The sequence below is a fragment of the Micromonospora sp. NPDC048830 genome (assembly GCF_043198215.1).
Lineage (GTDB): Bacteria > Actinomycetota > Actinomycetes > Mycobacteriales > Micromonosporaceae > Micromonospora.
The window spans coordinates 60,933-84,198 of record NZ_JBICUP010000023.1 but is presented as its reverse complement, the minus strand read 5'-3'; the positions used below and the strand labels follow the sequence as shown (position 1 = coordinate 84,198).

The following is a 23,266-nucleotide window of genomic DNA, read 5'->3' as shown; positions in this document are numbered from 1 at the left end:
CCGTACGCCGAGGAGGGCCTCTTCCCGAGGAGGCCCTCCTCGGCCGTCTCGGAAAGGACCACGACATGAGTGCCCTGTTCACCCCGCTCGCCCTGCGCGCCAGGTGCCGCTGGCGGCGCGCATCCGCCGGGAGGCGGGGGTGGCCACCGGCGCGGTGGGGTTGATCGTCGAGCCGGAGCAGGCCGAGCAGATCGTGGCCGGCGGCGAGGCGGACCTCGTCCTCCTCGGCCGGGAGCTGCTGCGCGACCCGTACTGGCCCCGCCGGGCGGCGGCCAGCCTCGGCGCCGGCCCGTCCTGGCCCGACCAGTACGCCCGCGCCTTCTGACCGGCCGGCCTGGGGTCAGCCTGCCAGGTGGTGCCAGGTGGGCTCCAGGTCGCGCCACGGGCCGCACGCCGCCATCGTGCCATCGACCAGCACCACCACCTGGTCGGCGCGCACCAGCGCGGCCCGCTTCGACGTCGAGCCGACGACCGTCACGCCGTGCTCGCGCAGGGCCGCCCACAGCGCCAGCTCGGTGGTGACGTCCAGCGCCGACGACACGTCGTCGGCCACCAGCAGCTCCGTACGCGGGGCCAGCGCCCGGGCCAGCGCCAGCCGCTGCAACTGCCCGCCCGACAGCCGGGTGCCCTTGTGCCCGATGAGCAGCCCCGTCCCCGCCCCGGCGGCGGCCAGGTCGTGCTCCAGCTGGGCCGTCGACACCGCCGCGGCGGCGTCCACGTCGTGCCCGAGGGCGATGTTGTCGGCCACCGTGCCCGAGAGCACCCGGGGCAGCTGCCCGACGTACCCGACCTGCTGGGGACGCAGGAACAGCTCGGGCTCGGTCACCGGCTCGGTGTTCCAGCGCAGCGTGCCGGTGTGGTGCACGATCCCGGCCAGGGCGCGCAGCAGCGACGACTTGCCCGAGCCGACCGGCCCGACGACGAGCACCAGTTGCCCGCGCTCGACGGTCAGGTCGACGTCGCGGACGGCGAGCGTCCCGTCGGAGTGCAGCGCGCCGAAGCCGTCCAGCTCCAGCCGGCGCAGCGGACGCCGGGCCGGCGGCTCCGGCGCGGGGGCTGTCCCGGCGACCAGGTCCACCCCGGGCACGGGCGCCGAGTACGCCCCGATCCCGGCCATCGCCACCGTCCGCCGCGTCCACACCCGCGCCGACGGCATCTGGGAGACGAGGGACGCCGTGGTCCAGGCGAACCAGCGGGCCGCCGCGAGGGTGGAGACCGCGACCAGCGTCGCCCCGGCGGAGAGCCCGCCCGCCAGGTAGAGCGCCCACGCGCCGACCGGCAGCAGGCCGCTCATGACCGAGGGCGTCGACCGCGCCCACACCTGCACCGCGATCTCCCGGCGCTGCCGCTCGCTGCGGGTGCGGTCGAGGCGGGCCAGGTGGGCCAGCACCGGCCCGGTGGCGCCGGCCAGCTTCACCGTACGGGCGGCCGACAGGGACGACACGAGCGCGGTGGCGAACGCGGCCCGCGCCGCGACCGTGGCCCGGGCCGAGCGCTCCAGCCGGGGCCCGAACGCCGTCGCCGCCAGCCCGGAGACCACCATCGTGCCGGCGAAGAACGCCCCCGGCACCAGGCTGCCGGTCACCACCGTCATGCCGACCACGGCGACCGCGGCGACGACCTGGTCGAGCGCGTTGTCGGCGAGGATCACCACGCGCTCGGTGTCGCCGCCCTGGGCGACGACCTCGGCCGGCGTGTGGCCGCTGATCCGGCGCGGGCCGGTCTGCCCGTGCACCAGACGCAGGCTGATCCGCAGGTTCTGCCGCACCCACCAGTTCGGGAACCAGATGCTGGTGAGGTACGGCATCGGCACGGTCAGCAGCAGCGCGGCGACGATCCCGACGGCCGGCCACCAGGGCCCGCCGGCACCGTCGACCAGGTCGGCCCAGAGCCAGGGCAGCACCGCGCCGTCCAGGCCGAGCAGCCCGCCCACGGTGAACAGGGTGACCGCGGCCATGCCGTACCGGGGGTCGTTGGTGGTCAGCCGGACGATCTCCCGCAGCGTCCGGGCGCGCGGCGCGGGCGGCACCGGCGGCGGCGCGACCCGGGGCAGGGTCGCCGCGGGCGCCGCGGCGGGCCCGGGGGTCGAGGCGGCCGGCCGCTCCGGCGGCGGGCCGGTCAGCACGGCGGCGCCCCGCCCGCCGACGCCCGCCTCGGCGTACGCGGACGCGTGGCTGACGGCCAGCAGCTCGGCGAACCGCTCCGACTCGCGCAGCGGGCCGGCCTCGACGACCCGGCCGTCGGCCATCATCACCACCTCGTCGCAGCGGCGGACCGAGGAGAGCCGGTGCGCGATGACGATGCCGATCCGGTCGGCCAGCAGGCGGTCGGTGGCCCGCTGCACCAGCGACTCGGTGACCGGGTCCAGCCGCGCGGTGGCCTCGTCGAGGATCACCACGCGCGGGTCGCGGACCAGGATGCGGGCGAACGCGACCAGCTGCTCCTGCCCGGCCGACAGCACGTGCCCGCCGTCGCCGAGCCGGGTGGCCAGGCCGTCCGGCAGTCCGGCGATCCAGCCGGACAGCCCCAGCTCGTCCAGCGCCCGGGCGGCGTCGTCGAGCAGGTCCGGGTCGAACAGCGCGACGTTCTCGGCGAGGGTGCCGGCCAGGATCTCGGTGCGCTGCGGCACCACGGCGATCCACCGGCGCAGCCGCTCGACGTCCAGGTCGAGCAGGTCCGTCCCGCCGAGGAACACCGTGCCGCGGGGCAGCCCGACCGCCCGCGTCAGCACCTTGGCCAGGGTGGACTTGCCGGACCCGGTCCGCCCCACCAGGGCGTACGACCGGCCGCGGGCGAAGGTCAGCGAGACGTCGCGCAGCGCGGGGGCACGTTCGCCCTCCCCGCCGGACGTCGGGTAGCGGAAGGTGAGGCCGCGGACGACCAGGTCACCCTCGGCGGGTTCCCGCCCGCCGGCCGGCTCCTGCGGCGCCGTCTGCAGCAGCTGCACCCGGCCCCACGCGCCGAGCGCGTACTGCAACTCGGGGACCATCCGGCTGATGTGTTCGACGGTCGCGCCGAAGCCGACCACGAGCAGCCAGACGGCGGTCAGCCGGGCCGGGTCGATGCGGTCGGTGGCCAGCGCCCACGCCCCGCCGAGCACCACCCCGACGATCCCGGCGCGGATGACCGCCGTGCCGCCCGCGTTGACGGCGGCCGACATCCGCCACACCCGCTGGCCCCGGACCAGCACCTCCCTCGCCCGCCGGGCGTAGAGCCGCAGCACGTACGGCCGGGCGAGGCTGGTCCGCACGTCGTCCTGGCCGTGGACGGCCTCCTCCATCACGGCGGCGAGGTCCGTCCACGCCTCCTCCTCGGCCATCCGGGCCGGGGCGATCCGCCGGGTGGGCCGGCGCAGGACGGCCGCGAGCAGCGCGGACAGCGCGAGCATGCTCAGCCCGGCGGGCCACCACACGACGAGTGCGACGATCACCGAGAGCAGGCCCGTGGCGGCCATCTGCGCGATCCGCGTGCCGTGGCCGCGCACCTCGGAGGCGACCTGGTAGACGTCGCCGTCGATCCGGTCCAGCAGCTCGCCGACCGGGGTGGCCTCCAGCGTGGGCAGGTCCTGCCCGAACGCCACCCGGCACAGCCGCCGCCGGACGGCCGCGGACCAGTCGGCGGTCAGCCCGGCCATCAGCAGGTTGATCGCGAGGTCGGTGAAGACGGCGGCGCAGAGCGCCACCGCGAGGAGCGTGAACAGCGCGCCCGAGCGGTGCAGCAGCACCGGGCCGGCGAGCGCCGCGGCGGACGCCTGGCCCGCGGCGCCGAGAACCACCAGCACGGCCACGAGCGTCATGCGGCGTGGCGAGGTCGCCCACAGGTCGCGGAAAAGGCGCATGCTCGGTCCCTCCGGACGTGGGGTGGCGGTGCCTCCACCCTGCGCGATCCGGGCGGGGGCGCACAACGCATTTACCGAAAGGGGCGCAAGCGCCCGTGCGGTCCGGGGTGCCGCCCGGACGGTCGTCAGGATCCCGCTACACCGCAGGCGTCGACAGGGGTGCCGTTCCGTTCAGAAGAGGACGGTGGCCAGGGTGCCGACCGGGCGGAAGCCGCAGCGCTCGTACACCCGGCGGGCCGGCAGGTTGAAGTCGTTGACGTACAGGCTGACGGTCGGGGCCACCCGCAGCAGCGCGTCGCGCACCACCGCCGCCATCGCCGCCGTGGCGATGCCCCGGCCACGCCACGGCGGGGCCACCCAGACCCCCTGGACCTGCGCGGTGCGCCGGGTCACCACCGCCAGCTCGGCCTTGAACACCACCTGGCCGTCGACGAACCGGGCGTACGCCCGGCCGGACCGGACCAGGTCGGCGACCCGCCGCCGGTAGCCGCGGCCGCCGTCCTCGGCCAGCGGCGACACGCCGACCTCCTCGGTGTACATGGCCACGGCCGCCGGGAACAGCTGGTCGACCTCGCCGCCGCGCACCCGGCGCACCTGGTCGTCGGCGGGCACGGCGGGCAGCGCGTCGGTGACCAGCAGCGGCTGGTTGGGACGGACGTCGCGGGCCGGGCCCCAGTGCGCGGCGAGCCGGTCCCAGAGCCCGAGCACCGCGTCGGCCCGCCCCACGATGGACGAGCAGAGCCGCTCCTCGGCGGCGAGCAGGTCGGCGAAGGCGGCGACCGCGGGCTCCGAGGCCAGCACCGGGGTCAGGTTGCCGCCGAGCCAGCAGATCGACTCCAGGTTGCGGCGCGTGCCGTACCCGAGGATCCGCCCCTCGGCCCGCCACCAGGCCAGCCCGCGGGCCGCGACCCGCTCCGCGACCTGCGCGCCCGCGAACGGGTCCAGGTCGAGCAGCCGCTCCACCGCGCGGCGTTCCGACTCCCCCAGTTGCCGTACCGGCACCGTCAGCACGGGTACCAGCCTGCCAGATCAAGCGGCCCCCGCGCGGCTCGACCAGCCGGCCGGGTCGGCCGTCCGCCCGTCGGCCGGGTGGCGAGCCCGCGCGGCCGGCGGGCCCGACCGGTCAGACCGACGCGGCCTCCGGGGCGACGGCCACCTCCCGGGTCCGCGCGGCCCACCGCACCACCGGCGGGACGAGGGCCCCGAGCAGCAGGAACAGCCCGCCGAGCAACAGCGAGCTGCGCTGCGCGCAGGCCAGGTGACGCGGGTTGGGCACCAGTTCACCCTGAATCAGGCCCCTCAGGGGGCGGTCAGTGGACCGTCACCGTGGCGCCGGGGACCACGTCCCGCAGGTCCTCGGGGATCTCCGCGCCCATCTCGTCGGCGATCCGCAGCGCCTCCTCGATCAGGGTCTCCACGATCTGCGACTCGGGGACGGTCTTCACGACCTGCCCCTTCACGAAGATCTGCCCCTTGCCGTTGCCGGAGGCGACGCCCAGGTCGGCCTCCCGGGCCTCGCCCGGGCCGTTGACGACACAGCCCATGACGGCCACCCGCAGCGGCACCGGCAGCCCCTCCAGGCCGGCGGTGACCTCCTCGGCCAGCTTGTAGACGTCCACCTGGGCGCGCCCGCAGGACGGGCAGGAGACGATCTCCAGGCCCCGCTCGCGCAGCCCCAGCGACTCCAGGATCGCGGCGCCGACCTTGATCTCCTCCACGGGCGGGGCCGACAGCGAGACGCGGATCGTGTCGCCGATCCCCTCGGCCAGCAGCGCGCCGAACGCGACCGCCGACTTGATCGTGCCCTGGAACGCCGGGCCCGCCTCGGTCACGCCGAGGTGCAGCGGGTAGTCGCACTGCTCGGCCAGCTGCCGGTACGCCCGGATCATCACCACCGGGTCGTTGTGCTTGACCGAGATCTTGATGTCCCGGAAGCCGTGCTCCTCGAACAGCGAGCACTCCCACAGCGCCGACTCGACCAGCGCCTCCGCGGTGGCCTTGCCGTACTTGGTGAGCAGCCGCTTGTCCAGCGAGCCGGCGTTGACGCCGATGCGGATCGGCACGCCCGCGTCCCCGGCCGCCCTGGCGATCTCCTTCACCTTGTCGTCGAACTGCCGGATGTTGCCCGGGTTCACCCGGACCGCCGCGCAGCCGGCGTCGATCGCGGCGAAGACGTACTTCGGCTGGAAGTGGATGTCGGCGATGACCGGGATCTTCGACTTCTTCGCGATCGCCGGCAGCGCCTCCACGTCGTCCTGCGACGGCACGGCCACCCGGACGATCTGGCAGCCGGCCGCGGTCAGCTCGGCGATCTGCTGGAGGGTGGCGTTGACGTCGGCGGTGAGGGTGGTGGTCATCGACTGCACCGACACGGGCGCGCCCCCGCCGACCGGCACCGGGCCGACCATGATCTGGCGGCTGGCCCGACGCGGGGCGAGCGCGGGGGGCGGCACGGCGGGCATACCGAGACTGACAGCGGTCACTTCAGGCACTCACCTTGAGAAGAGCGTGATCGGGTTGACGACGTCCGCGGTGACGGTCAGCAGCGTGAACACGCCGCCGATCAGGATCACCGCGTACGTGATGGGCATGAGTTTGAGGTAGTCGACGCGGCCCGGGTCGGGGCGGCGCAGGCGCGCGTAGATCCAGGACCGGACGCGCTCGAACCAGGCGATGGCGATGTGCCCGCCGTCGAGCGGCAGCAGCGGCAGCAGGTTGAACACGCCGATGAAGAAGTTCAGCGAGACGAACAGCATGAAGAACCCCAGCCAGGCGTCGTTCTCCACGAACTCGCCGCCGAGCCGGCTGGCGCCGACCACGCTGATCGGGGTGTCCACGTCCCGCTCGCCGCCGGTGATCGCCGTCCAGAGGGCGGGGACCTTCTGCGGGATCCGCTTGATCGCCTCGTACGTGCCGACGGCCATGTCGCCGGTGAAGCGGCCGGTGGCGCCGAACGCCTCCAGCGGCCCGTAGCTGACCACGGTGGGGGTCGTGAACCGGAGGCCGATGCCGAGCGCGGAGACCGGGCCGACCGGGCCCTTCGGGTCGTCCAGCGGCGGGCGTTGGGTCTCGGCGAGCACGGCCTGCGTGGTGCCCGGCTGGCCGTCGCGGACGTACCCGATGGTGGCGGTGTCGCCCGGCTTGGTCGCCCGCAGCGCGACCAGCAGGTCGCCGTAGTTGTTGACCGGGGTGCCGTTGAGCGAGGTGATCCGGTCGCCGTCGCGCAGGTTGGCCTGGGCGGCCGGGCTGGCCGGGTCGCCGGCCTGGCACGCCCGCAGGGTGCTCCCCGGCAGGATGCAGTCGTGCACCCCGATCACCGCCGGCTCCTGGCGGGCCTCGGCGTCCGTGTTCGGGAAGTCGGGGTTGGGCAGGCCGGCGGAGACCGCGATGAACCAGGTGGCGACCAGCGCGAGCGCGAAGTGGGTGATGGAGCCCGCGGACATGACGATCGTCCGCTTCCAGACCGGGTACCGCCACATCGCCCGGGGCTCGTCGGCCGGGTCGACGTCGTCGTCCTGCGGCGTCATGCCGACGATCTTGCAGAACCCGCCGAGCGGGATGCCCTTGATCCCGTACTCGGTCTCGCCCCGCCGGAACGACCAGAGGGTGGGCCCGAAGCCCACGAAGTAGCGGGTGACCTTCATCCCGAACGCCTTGGCGGTGAGCATGTGCCCCGCCTCGTGCAGGCTCACCGAGACGAGGATGGCCAGGGCGAACAGCACCACCCCGAGCAGGTACGCCATCAAGCTCCTTCCACCGACGCCGAGATGATCTCCTGCGCGTGCGCCCGCGCCCACGACTCGGCGGCGAGCACGTCCTCGACGGTACCTGGTTCGTCGAAATCGGGAGCGGCGTCCAACACTGTCCGCAGGGTGTCCACGATGCCGAGGAACGGCAGCCGGCCGGCGACGAACGCCGCGACGCACTCCTCGTTGGCCGCGTTGTAGATCGCCGGGCGGCACCGCCCCGCCTCGCCGGCCGCCTTCGCCAGCGCCACCGCCGGGAACGCCTCGTCGTCCAGCGGGGCGAACTCCCAGGTGTGGGCCTTCGTCCAGTCCACGGCGGCCGCGGCGTCGGGCACCCGGTCGGGCCAGCCGAGGCCGAGCGCGATCGGCAGCCGCATGTCGGGCGGGCTGGCCTGCGCGAGGGTCGACCCGTCGGCGAACTCGACCATCGAGTGGATCACCGACTGCGGGTGCACCATCACGGTGATGTCGGCGTACGGCACGTCGAACAGCTCGTGCGCCTCGATCACCTCCAGCGCCTTGTTGACCATCGTGGCGGAGTTGATCGTGACGACCGGCCCCATGTTCCAGGTCGGGTGGGCCAGGGCCTGCTCCGGCGTGACCTCGGTCAGTTCGTCGCGCCGCCGCCCCCGGAACGGCCCGCCGCTGGCCGTGACGACCAGTCGGCGCACCTCCCCCCGGGTGCCGCCGCGCAGGCACTGCGCCAGCGCCGAGTGCTCGGAGTCGACCGGAACGATCTGCCCCGGCCGTGTCACCGCGGCCTTGACGAGGGGGCCGCCGGCCACCAGCGACTCCTTGTTGGCCAGCGCGAGGGTACGCCCGGCGCGCAGCGCGGCGAGGGTCGGCGCGAGCCCGAGCGAGCCGACCACGCCGTTGAGCACCACGTCGCAGGGCCACTGGGCCAGCTCTGTCATCGCGTCCGGCCCGGCCACGATCTTGGGCAGCCGGAAGTCGCCGGTGGCCCAGCCGCGCCGGCTCGCCTCCGCGTAGAAGGCGAGCTGGAGGTCCTGCGCGGCCGACGCCTTCGCCACGCCGACCGCCTCGACGCCGAGTTCGAGGGCCTGGGCGGCGAGCAGCTCGACGTTGCCGCCCCCGGCGCCGAGCGCGACCACCCGGAACCGGGCGGGATTGCGCCGGACGATGTCGACGGCCTGCGTGCCGATCGAGCCGGTCGACCCGAGCAGGACGAGATTGCGGGGAGAGCTCACCCGGTCATTCTTCCCCAGGGTGTCTGAGCGTTGGCTGAGAGCCTCACATGATCGCCCGGCGACCAGGCCGACGCTCGAGTTCTGGACACTTACCGTTCGCTGCGAGCGGCAACTGTCCAAGATCGGGACGCGCGGGCCGCAGGTGAGCGGACCGGGGCGGCACGGTCACCGCGACCCAAAACCTCACCCGTTCCGGGTGATGTCCGCACACCACCTCGTCACCTACAACAGGATGATGCAGCGAAAAAAGGTCGCCGGAACAGAGCATCCCATAACCGATTTCTTCGAGCGGCTGGGCCGAAATGAGGTACCCGGTGTTGAGTATTTGCCGCACGGGGTGCGCGGCACGATCCGCTTTGACCTGGAGACTGACTCGAGGGCCGACCAATGGTTTGTCACCCTGGACAAGGGGAAGGTACGGGTGTCGCGCGAAGATCACCAACCGGATGCTGTCATTCGCGGCCCCCGACCCCTGTTCGACGAGCTGGCCACAGGTAATGAGCGATTCGCCGTACTGTTTTTCCGGAACGAGATGATCGTCGAGGGGTCTCTGGGCCTGGTGGATATCCTCGCCCGGCTCTTTCCTGGCCCCCCCTCCGCGCATCACCCGCGTGACTTCGTCCGCAAAACCCGCGAGAGGAGGCATTGAGGCATGAACGAGCGAGGCGTTGCCATCCTGGACGGCAACACGTTCATTGTCAGTGACGAGCGCGGAGACATCAACCCCTCCCCGGTCTATCCGTCCGGGCTCTTTTCATTTGATACCCGCTTTCTTTCGACCTGGGTCCTCAGCATCAACGGAGGCCGACTCAATGCGCTTTCGAGGGACGACCTGCAGTATTTTGAGACCCGGTTTTTCCTCGTCCCCGGCGAGCCCACCCACTACATTGATGCGAAAGTGTCGGTCATCCGAGAACAGTCGATATCGGTAAATTTCACCGAACGGCTGACTGTCATCAACCACGATATCAAGCCTGCGTGTCTCAAGCTACGGGTGGATATGGGGAGCGACTTCGCCGACCTGTTCGAGATCAAAGATGGGCGGCAGAAGCGCGGTACGACGTCGGTGCTCAGGGAAGATAACCGCCTGCGCTTCATCTACAAGCGAGAAAAATTCCGTCGGGGAACGTTCGTTTCCAGCTCCGCGCCAGCCCTGGTCGACGATGGCGGGATGACCTTCGACATCCGTCTGGAACCGCGTGAGTCCTGGCAGACCGAGCTGCACGTGCAGCCGGTGGTCCATGGTCCTCCCCGGGGTGTGGGCGATGCCGAGACCGTCTGGGCCGCCTATCGGAGAAGGCCTAAACGAAAACTGCGCCAGGATCTGGAGCGCTGGCTGGACGAGATGCCGGAGCTCGTCTGTGACTTCGCACCACTGCAGACGGCGTACGAGCGAAGCCTGGTCGATTTGGCGGCCATGCGGTATTCGTCCCTGTCCGATCCGAACCCCATTTTCACGGCGGGGTTGCCCTGGTTCATGACCGTTTTCGGCCGGGACAGCCTCTTCATCAGCCTGCAAACGCTGCCGTTTGCGCCGAAACTGACGCGACCCATCCTGCGTTTGTTGGCACTCTTGCAGGGCCGGAAGCTTGACGACTTTCGCGAGGAAGAGCCGGGGAAGATCATACACGAGCTCCGCTATGGTGAAACGGTAGCCTTTGAGGAGCAGCCACATAGCCCCTACTTCGGCTCGGCCGACTCAACGCCCCTGTATATAATTCTGCTTGACGAGTACGAGCAGTGGACCGGCGACTCGGACCTGGTGCGATTGTACGAACGCGATGCCCGGGCCGCCCTGCGGTGGATCGACGAATACGGTGACCTGCTGGGCAACGGCTACATCTCGTACCAGCGGCGCAACACTAGGAACGGATTGGAAAACCAGTGCTGGAAGGACTCCTGGGACTCGATCTCCTACCGTGACGGCAGGCTCCCGGACCTGCCCAGGGCGACCTGCGAACTACAGGGCTACGCCTACGACGCCAAGGTACGCGGCGCGCGGCTGGCCCGCGAGTGCTGGAATGACCCAGAGTACGCCGACCGCCTGGAACGGGACGCGGCGCAACTCAAGGAGCGTTTCAACCGCGACTTCTGGGTAGCTGACAGGGAGTACTATGCGCTCGCCCTCGATCCCGAGGGGAAGCCGGTTGACGCGCTGTCGTCCAACATGGGGCACCTGCTGTGGAGCGGGATCGTCGAGCCGGCACGCGCAAAGAAGGTGGCCGAGCATCTGCTCGGGCCGAGCATGTTCTCGGGCTGGGGCGTACGCACCCTCGCTGAGAGCGAAGCCCGGTACAACCCGGTCGGGTACCACGTGGGCACGGTGTGGCCGTTCGACAATTCGATCATTGCGTGGGGACTCTGGCGCTACGGCTTCCGGGAAGAGGCCGGGCGCATAGCCGAAGGCATCATCGAAGCCTCCGAGTATTTTGGTGGTCGCCTGCCCGAGGCCTTCGCCGGCTACGATCGGGCGTTGACCGGATACCCCGTCGAGTACCCGACGGCATGCAGCCCGCAGGGCTGGTCGGCTGGGGCCACATTGCTGTTTCTCCGTACGATACTCGGCCTCAACCCGCACGAAGATCACCTCGCGGTGGAGCCACACCTGCCGCCCTCGATGAACCGGATCGAGCTGCTCGGCATCCCTGGGCGCTGGGGGCGGGCCGACGCCTTCGGCCGCCGGGCCAGTGCCCGCCCGAAACCACACTCTCGGGTCCTCAGGCGAGGCGCCTCCGGCACCGACCGCTGACGTGCTTCACACCGCGGTTACTCCGATTCTGGCAGCGGACGCCAGGTGCCGCCGAGGGGGATGCCGGCGGCCGTGGCGATCCGGTCGCGCGACTCCAGCAGTCGGGCGCGCAGCGCTGGCAGGTCGACATCGACCAGTACGCCGTCGTGTTTGACCACGTGGCCGGCGACGAGAACCGTGTCGACAAGGCCGGGATGGCCGGCAGTGACGACCGTGCCGGCCGGGTCGAAAACCGGAAACACAGTGAGGTCGTCGGCGCGCAGCAGGATCACGTCGGCGTCCTTGCCGGGCGTAAGGCTGCCGGTCCGGGTTTCGAGCCCGCACGCCCGGGCGCCGTCGACGGTGGCGTACTCCAGCAGGTCCCGGGAGCGCAGGCCGCCGTCCAGGCCGCGCTGCACGGCGTAGGCGGTGCGCATCGTGGAGAACATGTCGCCGCCGACCGCCGGGCAGTCGTCGATGGACAGGGCCGGGCGCAGGCCGGCGGCCAGCACCCGGCCAGTCATCGGCCAACCGAAGCCCATCTTCAGCTCGACGTCCGGGCTGATCGAGACCGAGCTGCCGACGTCGGCGAGCATCCGCAGCTCGTCGTCAGCGATCCCGTTGGCGTGTACGAAGGTCGTGGTGGCCCGGAGCAGGCGGTGCTCACGGAGGTCGGCAATCGGGCGTTGAGTCCCGACGGACGCCACGTGCAGGCTGGTGCGCAGCCCGAGTTCGGCCGCCAGTTCCAGGTCACTGGCGACGGTATCCATTGTGGTGTAATCCGCACCGCGCAGTCCCAGCGCCATGGTGACCAGGCCGTTGCCGGAAAATCCGGAGTGGACGCGGCGGATCTCGGCGTCGATCGGGTCGGTGGTGCCCCACCCGGCGCCGTAGCAGAAGATCGACCGCCCCGGCGCGTCCCGCAGCCCGGCGACGGCGGCGTCGGCGTGCTCGGGGCTCTCCGCGCAGTGAAACCAGTCCAGCATCGTGGTCACGCCGGAGTGCAGGGCCTCCAGCCGGCCGAGCAGATTACCGAGATAGACATCCTCGGGCTGGTAACGGGGGCGCAGCGTGCCGTGCATCGTCGCCAGGTAGTCGGCGAACGTCCAGTCCGCGCCCATACCGCGAAATGCCGTTTGCCACGTGTGCCGGTGCGTGTCGACGAAGCCGGGCAGCACGATCCGGTCGGTCGCATCGATCACCTCGGCGTCCGGCGCGTCGATCCTCTCGGCCACCTCGACGATCACGCCGTCTTCGACCAGCACGTCGCCGCTCGCGAAATCACCGACGGCCGGGTCCAGGCTGAGCACAGTACCGCCAGTAAGCAAAATCCTCACCGCGTGAACTCCTCCACGTACGTTCCGAATCGCTCGCTGCGTCGGCCGCGGCGAGCGCATCGGCGACCAGGTCGGCCGTCTCGTCCTACGCATGCGGCAAACCGGACCAGGCCGAGCGGGGGACCCTTGACGCGGCGATCTGTCCCCGCTAAGCCTACCCACATGGACGGCGGATATACGGGCAGCGACTCCACGCCGCCGAGGCTGGCCGAAGTCGGTCGCGCAGGACAAGGACGAGATCGCCCGCCGCCTCTTCGCCCTGAACGCCGAGATCGCGGCGGGCCGGCGCGCCTACGACCCGTTCGCCGGCAGGGACGGCAAATCCGTCGCCCAGCAGCTCGGGCTACCTGTCGGCTGACGTCCAACCTTCGGCGCCCCGCCGTCCAGCGGGGCACCGAAGGCCATCCGCTATCGACGGCTGCCGAAGTCTTCCGATCGAGTGGCCTGGACGAAACCGACCCAGGCCGCCGACGTGAAGCTCAACGCCGGCCCGCCCCGATCCTTGCTGTCCCGCACCCCGATGGTGTCAGCGAACGCCGCCACCTCGACGCAGTTCCCCTCGCCGCCAGAACGGGACGACGTGCGCCACACCCCGTCACGTCTCATCAGCCATCTCCTTCGCTAGCGCCGCCACAAATTCGCGGCTCTCATCCTCGTCAAGCGCCCGGTCGCCGAGTGAGCGCCAGGCGTCCTCGTAAGTCTGGATCTCGTGGGCCTTGTCCAGGTAGACAGCGCCGCACGGGCCGTCCATGTAGATGGTGGTCGGCTCCGGCTCCCGGACATCGGTCGGGAAGTCGAGCATGGTGAACGTGCCCGACTGGGCCCAGCGGAACAGCCCGGCCCTCAGCGGTAACACCCGAAGGCGGATGTTGTGCTGGCGACTCGTCACCACCAGCGCTTCGAGTTGGCGGACCATTGCCACCCGGTCACTCAGTGGGCGGCGCAGCACCGCCTCGCTGAGGATCACGTCGAGGTGCGGCGCCCTGGGTATCGCTCTGGCAAGGAGCCGCTGCCTGCGCAGCCGCACCTCCACCTTGGCTCTGCGCTCCGCCTCACTCAACTGCGGACTGTCAGTGGCGATCACCTCGGTCATGTACTCGACCGTCTGAAGCAGTCCGGGCACAAGGTTGACCTCGTAGTGCCGAATCTTGGTCGCGGCGGCCTCCAGGCCGACGTACAGCTTGAACCAGTCCTTGATCGCCTCCCCGTAGCTGTGCCACCAGCCGTGCGCCTTGGTCTCCCGGGCCAGGGCGCGCAGCGTCTCGATGGTCTCCCGCGATGCGCCGTACACCCGGCACATGACCTCCACATCGTTCGGGTGCATGGAGACCTGACCGGTCTCGTACCGCCAGATCCGGGGCGCCGACCATTCCAGTTCCTTCGCCGCCGCCGAGACCGTGACGTACGCATTTTCGCGAAGTTCTCTCAGATACCTGCCGAGTTGCCTACGCGGGACGGTGCTTCCCGAGTCGTCCACGTCATCCCCTTTTCTGCTGTCGCGTAAGGCACCTCATCCCTTGGTTCGCATTCTGCTCCGAAAGCTTGCTCACAACCAGCAGCGAAACGAGCATCGTTGGTGATCGCCGTCCGGCAACGGCGGTCCCGTCGGGGGCAGGAGTCGCCTCCCGAAACCTCATCCCGACTCCTGCCCCCATTCCACGAACCGACCACATCCGGAGGCACGCGTGGGAATTCTCGGAAAGCGGCCGTCCGCCGGCCCCGTACCGCTCGGCCCGAGGCACCGCCGCGACTGGTCACGGTGGGGCCGGTACTGCACCTGCGGGCTGCGCTGGCCCTGCCCGGACCGGCGCGCGGGCGTACCGGTCGAGGAGCCACCGCCGACGCCGCCGGGGCTGCCCGCGCAGCGCAATCACCTCTGGGACGGCCCCACGGCGGTGCACTGGATCGGCGCGGCGGGCCTGGTCACGCGGGGGCAGGCGTATCGGGCGAACGGGAGACGCCGATGACCATGCCGACGGTGGCACCGCTCGTCTCCGTCGGTGACGTGGTCACGATCGCCGAGGCCGACTACTGCTACGGCACCGGCCCGCTGCGGCTGCGGATAACGCAGCGGCCCGCCGGCCTCGACCACCCCGCCCTGGAGTGGGTCGAGCTGACCGGCGTGGAACTGCGGCCGGACGGCAGCCCCGCGCCCGGCGACCAGGCCCGGACGGCGCTGGTCCGGGTGGCCGCGCTCCGCGGCCGGGCGAGCGGGGCCGCGCGATGACCGACGGCCGGATATCGCCCGCCGCGCCGAACCGTCACACCGCGGCCCGGCCCGCCTGGCGCTGCCGGGTGTGCGCCGCCCCGTGGCCCTGCCAGCCGGCCAAGCTCCAGCTTCGCCGGGAGTACGCCGACGACCGGGCCGCCCTGGCCATCTACCTGTGCCTGCTCATGCACGACGCCATCGCGGACGAGCTGCGCCTGCGCGCGGCCGACGTCGACCCGGCCGCGTACTTCGTCCGGTTCATCGGGTGGACGCGCCCGTAGCGGCGAAGCTCACCGGTCGGCGCCGGCGCGGGTGAGCAGGCCGCCGAGCCGCCGGGCCACCGCCATCGACGCCGTGTTGCCGGGCGACACGACCGCCCGCACCTCGCGGGTGCCGGCCGCCATCTCCCGGGCCACGACCGCCCGGGCCGCCTCGGTGGCGTACCCGTGGCCCCAGGAGTCCGGGTGCAGGTGCCAGCCCACCTCGATGTCGTCGGTCGGCACGCCCTCGTCGCGGCCGGGCAGCGGCTTGAGCAGCACGGTCCCGACGACGACGCCGGTGTCGCGCAGCTCGATCGCCCAGGTGCCGTACCGGCCGGCGTGGTCGGCGTGCCGCGCCCGCCACAGGGCCAGCCGGTCGGCCGCCCGGGCCGGGTCGGTCAGCGGCAGGCCGGGGGCCGCCCCCAGCCAGCGGACCACCTCCGTACGGGAGTAGATGTCGTAGATCCGGGCCAGGTCGTCCGGCGCGGCGGTCCAGTCGCGGATCAGCAGGCGATCCGTGGTGAGCACGGTCATGGCGGGCGATCGTAGTGCGTACGCGTCCCCGCGCCCCAAAGGAAAGCGGGGCCGGGGGCTGCTCGCCCCGGCCCCGCCGTTCTCACGTCCTCCTGCCGCGTCGCCGCCGCCGTCGGATCCGTCGACGTCGTCCGGTCATGCCTCGCGGAGGCCGTAGCGCCCGTGGAGGCGGGCCAGCGGGCCGGGCGCCCACCAGTTCCAGCGGCCGAGCAGGCGCATGGTGGCGGGCACGAGCAGCGCCCGGACCAGGGTCGCGTCGACGACGATGGCCACGAGCATGCCGATCCCGATCAGCTTGATGTAGGTCATCCCGCCGGTGGCGAAGCCGGCGACCACGATGATCAGCAGCAGGGCGGCGGCGGTGATGATCCGGCCGGTGCGTTGCAGGCCGGCGGCCACCGCCGCGGTGTTGTCGCCCGTGCGGTCCCACTCCTCGCGGACGCGGGAGAGCAGGAACACCTCGTAGTCGGTGGCCAGCCCGAACAGCACCGCCAGCATGAGGACCGGGTTGCTCGGCTCGATGAAGCCGGTCGGGGTGAAGCCGATCAGGTCGGCCAGGTTCCCGTCCTGGAAGATCCAGACCACCACGCCGAACGACGCGCCGATCGACAGCAGGTTCATCAGCACGGCCTTCACCGGCAGGACCACCGAGCCGAACGCCAGGAACAGCAGCACGAGGGTCGCGCCGGCCATCAGCAGGGCCATCCAGGGCAGCCGCTCGCCGAGGCCGTCCAGCAGGTCCCGGTCGGCGGCGGGCCGGCCGCCCACCAGCACCTCCGCGCCGGCGGGCGAGGGCAGGGCGCGCAGCTCGCGCACCACGTCCTGGGCGACGTCGCCGGTCGGCTCGCCGGGGTAGCTGACGGTCAGCAGCGTCGAGCTACCCCTGTTCGCCGCCACCTGCACGCCGGTCACGCCGGGCACCGCCGCGACCCGGTCGGCGAACGACCGTGCCGCCTCGGCGGGCGCCCCGGAGACCAGCACGTCGATCGGGGCGACCGTGCCGCCGGGGAACTCGGCGGCGATCCGCTCGGAGACCACCCGCGGCGCGGCGTCGACCGGGAGCACCCGCTCGTCGAACCCGCCGAACGTGATCCGCAGGAACGGCGTCGCCAGCAGCGCGAGCACGACGGCGACCCCGGCCAGGTAGCCCACGGGACGGGCCATCACGCTGCGCGCGATGCGGGCCCAGGCGCCGCCGCCCGCGGCCTCCGCCGGCCGCCCACCCCGCGCCCGCCGCCCCCACGGCAGCGGTACGCGCAGCGCGTCGATCCGGCTGCCGAGCACCGCGAGCAGGGCCGGGAGCACGGTCAGCGCCGCCAGCATCGCGACCAGCACGGCGGCCATCCCGCCGAGCCCCATCGAGCGCAGGAACGGCTGCGCGAAGATCAGCAGGCTGGCCAGGGCGAGGGCGACGGTGAGCCCGGAGACCAGCACCGTGCGGCCGGCCGTGGCGATCGTGCGGCCGATCGCCCCGGCGGTGTCATGGCCGGCGGCCAGCTCCTCCCGGAACCGGCTGACCACGAACAGGGCGTAGTCGACCGCCATCCCGAGGCCGATCAGCGTGATGATGTTGATCGCGAAGATCGACACGTCGGTGACCAGGTTGAGCAGGCGGACCGCGACGAACGCGCCGAGGATGGCCAGCCCGCCGACGAGCAGCGGGGTGGTGGCGGCGACCAGCCCGCGGAAGATGAACACCAGCAGCACCAGCAGGACCGGCATGGAGAGCACCTCGGCGCGGGTGATGTCCGCCGTGGTCCGCGTGTTGGCCTCCCGCAGGAAGGCGATCGTGCCGCCGACCTCGGTACGCAGGCCGGGCGCGTCCAGTGCCGGGCGCACCGCCTCGTACGCCTCGCCCCGGGCGTCGTCGTCGCTGCCGGCGAGCTGGAGCACCGCGTACGTGGCCCGCCGGTCGGTGGCGACGAGGGCCAGGGCCTGGGTGTCGTACCAGGTGGTGACGCTGGTGACCTCCGGGCGCTGGCGCAGTGCGGCGACCGTGCCGGCGACCGGGTCGCGGAACGCCGGCTGGTCCACCGTCGCCGTGTCGCTGGACCACAGCACGACGAGGTCGGCGCCCTGCCGGCCCAGCTCGGCGGTGATCCGCTCCGTCGCCTGGCTGGACTCGCTGGCCGGGTCGTCGAAGCCGCCCCCGGTCAGCTCCCCGAAGACGCCGGCGCCCCAGGTCGAGCCGACCACGGCCAGCGCCACCGCGGCGGCGAGCACCGCCCATCTGACCCGCACCACCGCGCGCCCCCACCAGGCGAACATCGCCTTCCCCCTCACCGACCGCTAAGGTCGAAGTCGTAACCACCGATCATCCGAGTGAACGCCGTTTACTATTGCTACGCCGTTCACTCCTGTCAAGCGAGGTGACGGATGAGCGCACCGAGCCGGCGGGAACGCCTGCGTACGGCGGCCGTGTCCGAGATCAAGGACGGCGCGCGGCGGCTGCTGGTGACGGGCGGGGTCGAGGCGGTCTCGCTGCGCGCCATCGCCCGCGACATGGGTATGACCGCCCCCGCCCTCTACCGGTACTTCCCCAGCCTCGAGGCGCTGATCGCCGGCCTGGCCGGCGACCTCTACGACGAGCTGCGGCACACCGTCGAGGCGGCCCGGGACGCGGCCGGGCCGGAGCCGGCCGGCAAACTCCTCGCGATGTGCCGGGCGATGCGCCGCTGGGCCGTCGACCATCCCGCCGAGTTCACGCTCATCTTCGGCAGCCCGGTCCCCGGGGTCGTCGCGTTCGCCGAACAGTGCGCCGACGCCGACCACCCGGGCGCCCGGTTCGGCGCGGCGTTCCTCGGCCCGTTCGTGGCGCTCACGCGCGGCGCGACCCTGCGCGTCCCGCCGCCCGAGGCGGTCCAGCGACACCTCGCCGGGCACCTCGCCCCGCTCTTCGCCCGGCACGGCGACCTGCCCGTCGAGGTCGCGTACGCGTTCCTCTCCGCCTGGGCGCGCCTCTACGGGCTCGTGGCGATGGAGGTGTTCGGCCACCTCGCCTGGGCGGTGGACGACCCGGAGGCGCTGTTCGAGACCGAGCTGGCGACGATGCTGGCGCAGCTCGCCCCGGCCCCGAGCGGAGACGCCCTCCCGCCGGGGGCCGCGCGCCACTAGGCTGCCCGAGCATGAGCGATGCGAGCGAGCTGCCGGCCCGCGTCGACGTCGTGGTGGTCGGCTCCGGGCACAACGGGCTGGTCTCGGCGATCCTGCTGGCCCGCGCCGGCCTGGACGTCGTCGTGCTTGAGGCGGCCGACGTGATCGGCGGCGCCACCCGGACGGAGAACCCGTTCCCGAAGGTGCCGGGGCTGCGCCACTCCACCGGGTCGTACCTGCTGGGCTGATGCCGCCGGAGCTGCTCGCCACGCTCGACGTACGCATCCCGGTGCTGCGCCGCGACCCGCACTACTTCCTGCCGACGCCGGGCGGGCTCGGCTCGCCGTACCTGCTGTTCGGCAGCGACGCGGCGGCGAGCCGGCGGCAGGTCGCGGAGATGTTCTCCCCCGCCGACGCGGCCGCCGACGACGCGCTCCAGGCCGAGCTGGCGGCGCTGCGCGACGACCTCGGCCCGGCCTGGCTGGCCGAGCCGCTGCCGGTGGAGGAGACCGCCGAGCGGTACGTCCGCCCGGCGCTGCGGCAGGCGTTCGTGGACCTGGTCCGCGGCTCGGTCGCCGACTACCTCCCGGCGGGCAGCGTCATCGGTGCCGCCGGCCACAACGCGGCCCGCCGCATCCTGTCCGACCTGGGCCGGGTGAAGGAAGGGCCCCTTGTTAACGCCTCCGGTAGAGAAGGGTTCCCTTCTCACACCGGAGGCACGGGGCAGCTCGGGCGGCGGTCGGGGAATGGGGCGGGGGCGGGGGCGTCAGCCCGCCTGGGTGGCGGCGTCGGCGCGGTGGGCGCGGATCTTGTGGCCGACACTGGTGAGGCAGCGGCCGCTGGCCAGGTCGAACTTCCAGCCGTGCAACTGGCAGGTGAGCTGGTCGCCCTCGACGATGCCGAACCGGCTCAGGTCCGCCTTCAGGTGCGGGCAGCGGCGCTGCACCACCCAGTCGCCGATGGTGATGTCCTCGGCGTCGACCGCCCGCTCGTGCTCGTCGTACCAGCCCTCGGCGTACTGGAGGCGCTCCTCCGACAGGCACTTGAAGAACGCGTAGACGAACTCGTTGTACTGGCCGATCCGGGCCGCCGAGAAGCGGCAGGACAGGAACAGCGAGTTGACCCAGTCCACCTCGCCGGTGTGCAGCAGGTGCTCCACCAGCGCCCGCTCGGTACGGAACCGGTAGCGCACCTTCTCGTCGGCGTACGGGCGGACCTCCTTGCCGGGGAAGTCCACCACGATCGACTCAACCGACTCGCCGCCTGCGCCGTCGGTTTCGACGAGGTCGAAGCGGACCGGGCCGCCCACCCCCTTGGCCAGGTAGATCGACTCGTCCAGCAGCGGCTCGATGCGGCGCTTCATCTCGCCGAGCACGTCGACCTCGGGGTGCCGCCAGGACGCCTTCTCGGCCTCGATGATCCCGCGCTTGCGCTCCCGCATCTCCTCCAGGTGAGTGGCCTTGTTCGCGAAGAACTCCGCCACGGGCACCGGGTGCGTGGTCTCGCAGCCCTCGGCGGTGACCTCGGCGACGCTGCCCGGCAGCAGCACCACCCCGTTGGTGCCGCCGACCTTGGCGTACTCGGACAGGAAGACCGACTGGTCGGGGAAGATGTTGCCCTCGTCGCCGTGGATGTCGTTGAACTGCCACAGCGCGTCGTCGAGGAAGCACGGCGGGCCGGCGATCGGGAAGACGTGGTCGGCCTTCAGGTCGTCGATGTAGCGCCAGGTGCGGTCGAACTGCCGCTCCCGCTTCTGCTTGCCGAACGCCGTCTTCGCCGACTGCGGCAGCTCGTAGACCATCGGGTACCAGATCGCCCCGGAGAACTGGAGCAGGTGCGCGTGCACGTGGCCCAGCTCGGCGAAGACGCTCAGGTCGGCGGGGCGGGCGTCGTTCTGGTTGAGCAGCCGTACGCCGTCGTACTCCACCCACAACGACGAGTCGCCGATCGGGCCGTCGGTCGGGCTGGTCAGCGCCTGGATCATGATTTTCAGGCCGCCGGGCAGCTCCACGACCTGCTCGTTCGGCGCCTTGAGGAACTTCGTGAAGCCCAGCGCCCGCAGCTCGTCCTCCATCTCCGAGGTGGGAAACTCGGGCAGCAGGACGGTCGCGTCCTTGGACACGAAGTCGCGCAGGTGCTTGGCGTCGAAGTGGTCCCGGTGCAGGTGCGACACGTACAGGTAGTCGACCTGGCCCAGGCGCTCCCAGTCGAGCTGGGAGTTGTCGGGGAAGGGGAACCACGAGGCGAAGTAGGCGGGATTGACCCACGGGTCGCACAGGATGCTGCCCGCGGCCGTGTCGATCCGCATGCTGGCATGTCCCGTACCGGTCACTCGCACCGCAGTCCCCCTCGAAACGACAATCAGGCGTACGCCTCGACGCTACCGGAGCCGGTGTGATCGCCGACCCGCGACGCCACCAGTGCCGGTCGACTCGGGCCGGTGGGGGCCGAACTCCCTCGGGTCGCCCGTCGTGGCGCTGGGCGTCCCGCTCCGCCCGACCCTGCACGGGAAGCCCCCACCGCGCCAGGCCAGGCATGGGGCGTGCCAGACTAACCGGAGATCCGATCGCGAGGAAGGACCGACAGTGGCAGGAAGCGAGCCGGTGACGTCCCCAGATCAGCACAAGCCCGGGCACCGCAAGGCCGGGCGGATCGGTGCGGTGCTCACCGCGCTGGTGCTGCTGGCGATGCTCTGCGGCAACCACGAGGGCAGGGTCGAGGACATCTGGCTGGTCGGCCTGGCCGTGCTGCTGCTGGCCATCGTCGTCGGCGACGCCGTGCTGCGCCGCAACGGCCTGCGGTCCTGACCGAGGGGGCGGCACACCCGCCCGGCCGGCGGTCGCACCCCGGCATCCGACGCATCGAGGGCCCGCCCCCTGCCCGGGGCGGGCCCTCGTCGTCGGTACGACCGCGGCGACCACCGCACGGAGGTCACCGCGCCCACCAGCACGGACGGCACGGACCCCGGCGGGGACGGCACGGGCGCCGGGGAGGACGACCGGGAACCCGACGCCGGACGGCAGGGAACCCGACGCCGGACGGCAGGGAATTCGGGACGGGCGCGGTACGGGCCCGTCCCGGCAGGCCGAGAGTCGCCGTCAGCGGCCGAACAGGATGTCCTGGACCTCCTTGAGTGCCGCGTCGACCTCGGCCTCGAAGTAGCCGCCCGGCACCAGGCCGAAGCGCAGCGTGTCCAGTTCCTTCGGGTTGACCGGCATGGGGCCACGGCCGGCCATGGCGCCGAGGATCCCGTCGAAGAGCCGGTCGACCTGGTCGGGGTCGTACCCGCTGCCGAACCGGCGGACCTGGAAGCTGCGGCGGATCTGGTCGACCCGGTACAGGTCACTGCCGGGAGGGCCGGCCATCGGGGGGCCGCCCGCGGGGGGGCCGCCCATCGGCGGACCGGCCATCGGCGGGGGGCCGGCGACGGGGGGCGGACCGCCCACCGGCGGGCCACCGACAGGGCCACCGTGCGGCTGCTGCGGCATCGGCGGCGGGCCGCCCGGCCCGCGCCCGCGCAGCTCGCGCAGGTCCCGCTCGGGCATCCGGATCTCGGCGGTCATGTCGGCGCGACCGCGCCGGCCCGCCTCGAAGCCGTCGAACCGGTCGTCCGGCCCGTAGCCGCCGGGCCCGCCGGACAGGCCCCTGGACGGCGGGCCGCCGTGTCCCGCGCCGGGACCCATCGGACCACCCGGAGCACCCGGGCCACCATGGCCACCCGGAGCACCCGGAGCACCCGGGCCACCATGGCCACCCGGAGCACCCGGGCCACCATGGCCACCCGGAGCACCCGGGCTGCCGTGGCCACCAGGACCACCGTGGCTACCCGGACCACCGGGAGCACCTGGACCACCGCGGCCACCCGGACCACCGGGAGCACCCGGGCCGCGGGGGGCGTCGTACCCGCCGCGCGGGCCGTCGTAGTTGCCCCCGGCGAAGGCGCCGGTCGGCTCGTCGTAGCGGCCGTAACGATCGGGCGGACCAGCCTGCGCCGGCATCGGCCGGGGTGGCATCGGCGGCGGCATCGGGCCAGGTCCCCGGTCGTCCCGCATCGGAGCGGGCCCCCGGTCGTCGAACATCGGGGCGGGCCCCCGGTCGTCGAACATCGGAGCGGGCCCCCGGTCGTCGAACATCGGGGCGGGCCCCCGGTCGTCCCGCATCGGAGCGGGCCCCCGGTCGTCGAACATCGGGGCGGGCCCCCGGTCGTCGAACATCGGGGCGGGCCCCCGGTCGTCGAACATCGGGGCGGGCCCCCGGTCGTCGAACATCGGAGCGGGCCCCCGGTCGTCGAACATCGGGGCGGGCCCCCGGTC

The 23,266-nt window shown here is 72.4% G+C and carries 21 protein-coding genes and 1 pseudogene; 9 read left to right on the top strand and 13 right to left on the bottom strand.

The genetic code is table 11. From position 1 onward, the window contains the following. The first annotated feature begins 103 nt into the window (after positions 1 to 103). Positions 104 to 325, top strand: coding sequence for a hypothetical protein (locus ACGFIZ_RS20345; RefSeq protein ID WP_393421343.1), 222 nt, complete (start codon positions 104 to 106; stop codon positions 323 to 325). 15 nt (positions 326 to 340) lie between these two features. On the opposite strand, the gene ACGFIZ_RS20340 is transcribed toward ACGFIZ_RS20345, so the two are convergent. The 6 genes from ACGFIZ_RS20340 to dxr form a co-directional block, all read right to left on the bottom strand. Next, positions 341 to 3,838 (bottom strand): ATP-binding cassette domain-containing protein, encoded by a 3,498-nt coding sequence (locus ACGFIZ_RS20340; protein ID WP_393421341.1) that lies wholly within the window; start codon positions 3,836 to 3,838, stop codon positions 341 to 343. A 171-nt stretch (positions 3,839 to 4,009) separates the two neighbouring features. Then, positions 4,010 to 4,849 (bottom strand): GNAT family N-acetyltransferase, encoded by an 840-nt coding sequence (locus tag ACGFIZ_RS20335; RefSeq protein ID WP_393421339.1) that lies wholly within the window; start codon positions 4,847 to 4,849, stop codon positions 4,010 to 4,012. Positions 4,850 to 4,961: 112 nt separating this feature from the next. After that, on the bottom strand, positions 4,962 to 5,114 hold the full coding sequence (locus ACGFIZ_RS20330; RefSeq protein ID WP_393421337.1) for a hypothetical protein: 153 nt from the start codon (positions 5,112 to 5,114) through the stop codon (positions 4,962 to 4,964). A gap of 34 nt (positions 5,115 to 5,148) precedes the next feature. After that, positions 5,149 to 6,321: a flavodoxin-dependent (E)-4-hydroxy-3-methylbut-2-enyl-diphosphate synthase gene (gene ispG, locus ACGFIZ_RS20325; protein ID WP_393421335.1), complete on the bottom strand. Its 1,173-nt coding sequence runs from the start codon at positions 6,319 to 6,321 to the stop codon at positions 5,149 to 5,151. A gap of 9 nt (positions 6,322 to 6,330) precedes the next feature. Next, a complete protein-coding gene (locus tag ACGFIZ_RS20320; RefSeq protein WP_393421333.1) occupies positions 6,331 to 7,581 on the bottom strand; it encodes a M50 family metallopeptidase in 1,251 nt (416 codons plus the stop codon). Continuing rightward, the gene (gene dxr, locus ACGFIZ_RS20315) at positions 7,581 to 8,792 is read right to left on the bottom strand and encodes a 1-deoxy-D-xylulose-5-phosphate reductoisomerase (protein WP_393421331.1); all 1,212 of its coding nucleotides are present in this window, start codon (positions 8,790 to 8,792) and stop codon (positions 7,581 to 7,583) included. Before dxr ends, ACGFIZ_RS20320 begins: the two co-directional genes overlap by 1 nt. Before the next feature lie 199 nt (positions 8,793 to 8,991). Between dxr and ACGFIZ_RS20310 the strand changes: the two genes are divergently transcribed. After that, entirely contained in the window at positions 8,992 to 9,441 is a 450-nt protein-coding gene (locus ACGFIZ_RS20310) for an SCP2 sterol-binding domain-containing protein (RefSeq protein WP_393421403.1), read from the top strand. 3 nt (positions 9,442 to 9,444) lie between these two features. Then, entirely contained in the window at positions 9,445 to 11,541 is a 2,097-nt protein-coding gene (locus ACGFIZ_RS20305; RefSeq protein WP_393421329.1) for a glycogen debranching N-terminal domain-containing protein, read from the top strand. Positions 11,542 to 11,558: 17 nt separating this feature from the next. Here the strand turns inward: ACGFIZ_RS20305 and ACGFIZ_RS20300 are convergent, their stop codons facing one another. The 3 genes from ACGFIZ_RS20300 to ACGFIZ_RS20290 form a co-directional block, all read right to left on the bottom strand. Further along, a complete protein-coding gene (locus ACGFIZ_RS20300; RefSeq protein WP_393421327.1) occupies positions 11,559 to 12,857 on the bottom strand; it encodes an amidohydrolase family protein in 1,299 nt (432 codons plus the stop codon). Between the two features lie 408 nt (positions 12,858 to 13,265). After that, on the bottom strand, positions 13,266 to 13,448 hold the full coding sequence (locus ACGFIZ_RS20295; RefSeq protein ID WP_393421401.1) for a DUF397 domain-containing protein: 183 nt from the start codon (positions 13,446 to 13,448) through the stop codon (positions 13,266 to 13,268). A 4-nt stretch (positions 13,449 to 13,452) separates the two neighbouring features. Next, the gene (locus ACGFIZ_RS20290) at positions 13,453 to 14,334 is read right to left on the bottom strand and encodes a helix-turn-helix domain-containing protein (protein WP_393421325.1); all 882 of its coding nucleotides are present in this window, start codon (positions 14,332 to 14,334) and stop codon (positions 13,453 to 13,455) included. 208 nt (positions 14,335 to 14,542) lie between these two features. Between ACGFIZ_RS20290 and ACGFIZ_RS20285 the strand changes: the two genes are divergently transcribed. Genes ACGFIZ_RS20285 through ACGFIZ_RS20275 form a run of 3 tightly spaced genes read left to right on the top strand, consistent with a single transcriptional unit; the run spans position 14,543 to position 15,347 of the window. Then, positions 14,543 to 14,824: a hypothetical protein gene (locus tag ACGFIZ_RS20285; protein ID WP_393421323.1), complete on the top strand. Its 282-nt coding sequence runs from the start codon at positions 14,543 to 14,545 to the stop codon at positions 14,822 to 14,824. After that, on the top strand, positions 14,821 to 15,084 hold the full coding sequence (locus tag ACGFIZ_RS20280) for a hypothetical protein (RefSeq protein ID WP_393421321.1): 264 nt from the start codon (positions 14,821 to 14,823) through the stop codon (positions 15,082 to 15,084). Before ACGFIZ_RS20285 ends, ACGFIZ_RS20280 begins: the two co-directional genes overlap by 4 nt. Then, positions 15,081 to 15,347, top strand: a complete 267-nt coding sequence (locus ACGFIZ_RS20275; RefSeq protein ID WP_393421319.1) for a hypothetical protein — start codon at positions 15,081 to 15,083, stop codon at positions 15,345 to 15,347. The genes ACGFIZ_RS20280 and ACGFIZ_RS20275 overlap by 4 nt, the downstream gene beginning before the upstream one ends. A 9-nt stretch (positions 15,348 to 15,356) precedes the next feature. Here the strand turns inward: ACGFIZ_RS20275 and ACGFIZ_RS20270 are convergent, their stop codons facing one another. Together ACGFIZ_RS20270 and ACGFIZ_RS20265 are read right to left on the bottom strand one after the other, a co-directional pair. Then, positions 15,357 to 15,860 (bottom strand): GNAT family N-acetyltransferase, encoded by a 504-nt coding sequence (locus ACGFIZ_RS20270; RefSeq protein WP_393421317.1) that lies wholly within the window; start codon positions 15,858 to 15,860, stop codon positions 15,357 to 15,359. A 135-nt stretch (positions 15,861 to 15,995) separates the two neighbouring features. Continuing rightward, entirely contained in the window at positions 15,996 to 18,143 is a 2,148-nt protein-coding gene (locus tag ACGFIZ_RS20265) for an MMPL family transporter (protein ID WP_393421315.1), read from the bottom strand. Positions 18,144 to 18,236: 93 nt separating this feature from the next. Between ACGFIZ_RS20265 and ACGFIZ_RS20260 the strand changes: the two genes are divergently transcribed. After that, positions 18,237 to 18,974, top strand: coding sequence for a TetR/AcrR family transcriptional regulator (locus tag ACGFIZ_RS20260; protein WP_393421313.1), 738 nt, complete (start codon positions 18,237 to 18,239; stop codon positions 18,972 to 18,974). An 11-nt stretch (positions 18,975 to 18,985) separates the two neighbouring features. Continuing rightward, a pseudogene (locus tag ACGFIZ_RS20255) lies at positions 18,986 to 19,543 on the top strand (phytoene desaturase family protein); the annotation flags it as partial. 176 nt (positions 19,544 to 19,719) lie between these two features. Here ACGFIZ_RS20255 and ACGFIZ_RS20250 read toward each other — a convergent pair. After that, the gene (locus tag ACGFIZ_RS20250; protein ID WP_393421311.1) at positions 19,720 to 21,291 is read right to left on the bottom strand and encodes a Rieske 2Fe-2S domain-containing protein; all 1,572 of its coding nucleotides are present in this window, start codon (positions 21,289 to 21,291) and stop codon (positions 19,720 to 19,722) included. A 247-nt stretch (positions 21,292 to 21,538) separates the two neighbouring features. On the opposite strand from ACGFIZ_RS20250, the gene ACGFIZ_RS20245 reads away from it, so the two are divergent. Then, positions 21,539 to 21,760, top strand: coding sequence for a DUF2631 domain-containing protein (locus ACGFIZ_RS20245; RefSeq protein WP_347671738.1), 222 nt, complete (start codon positions 21,539 to 21,541; stop codon positions 21,758 to 21,760). Between the two features lie 291 nt (positions 21,761 to 22,051). Here the strand turns inward: ACGFIZ_RS20245 and ACGFIZ_RS20240 are convergent, their stop codons facing one another. Beyond that, entirely contained in the window at positions 22,052 to 23,140 is a 1,089-nt protein-coding gene (locus ACGFIZ_RS20240) for a cell division protein DivIVA (protein WP_393421399.1), read from the bottom strand. Between the last annotated feature and the right edge of the window lie 126 nt (positions 23,141 to 23,266).

Bases quoted from the DNA above. Each gene is read 5' to 3' on its own strand.
- ACGFIZ_RS20340 (WP_393421341.1), bottom strand. From the start codon at position 3,838: ATGCGCCTTTTCCGCGACCTGTGGGCGACCTCGCCACGCCGCATGACG.
- ACGFIZ_RS20320 (WP_393421333.1), bottom strand. From the start codon at position 7,581: ATGGCGTACCTGCTCGGGGTGGTGCTGTTCGCCCTGGCCATCCTCGTC.
- ACGFIZ_RS20310 (WP_393421403.1), top strand. From the start codon at position 8,992: ATGTCCGCACACCACCTCGTCACCTACAACAGGATGATGCAGCGAAAA.
- ACGFIZ_RS20305 (WP_393421329.1), top strand. From the start codon at position 9,445: ATGAACGAGCGAGGCGTTGCCATCCTGGACGGCAACACGTTCATTGTC.
- ACGFIZ_RS20280 (WP_393421321.1), top strand. From the start codon at position 14,821: ATGACCATGCCGACGGTGGCACCGCTCGTCTCCGTCGGTGACGTGGTC.
- ACGFIZ_RS20275 (WP_393421319.1), top strand. From the start codon at position 15,081: ATGACCGACGGCCGGATATCGCCCGCCGCGCCGAACCGTCACACCGCG.
- ACGFIZ_RS20270 (WP_393421317.1), bottom strand. From the start codon at position 15,860: ATGACCGTGCTCACCACGGATCGCCTGCTGATCCGCGACTGGACCGCC.
- ACGFIZ_RS20260 (WP_393421313.1), top strand. From the start codon at position 18,237: ATGAGCGCACCGAGCCGGCGGGAACGCCTGCGTACGGCGGCCGTGTCC.
- ACGFIZ_RS20240 (WP_393421399.1), bottom strand. From the start codon at position 23,140: ATGTTCGACGACCGGGGGCCCGCTCCGATGCGGGACGACCGGGGGCCC.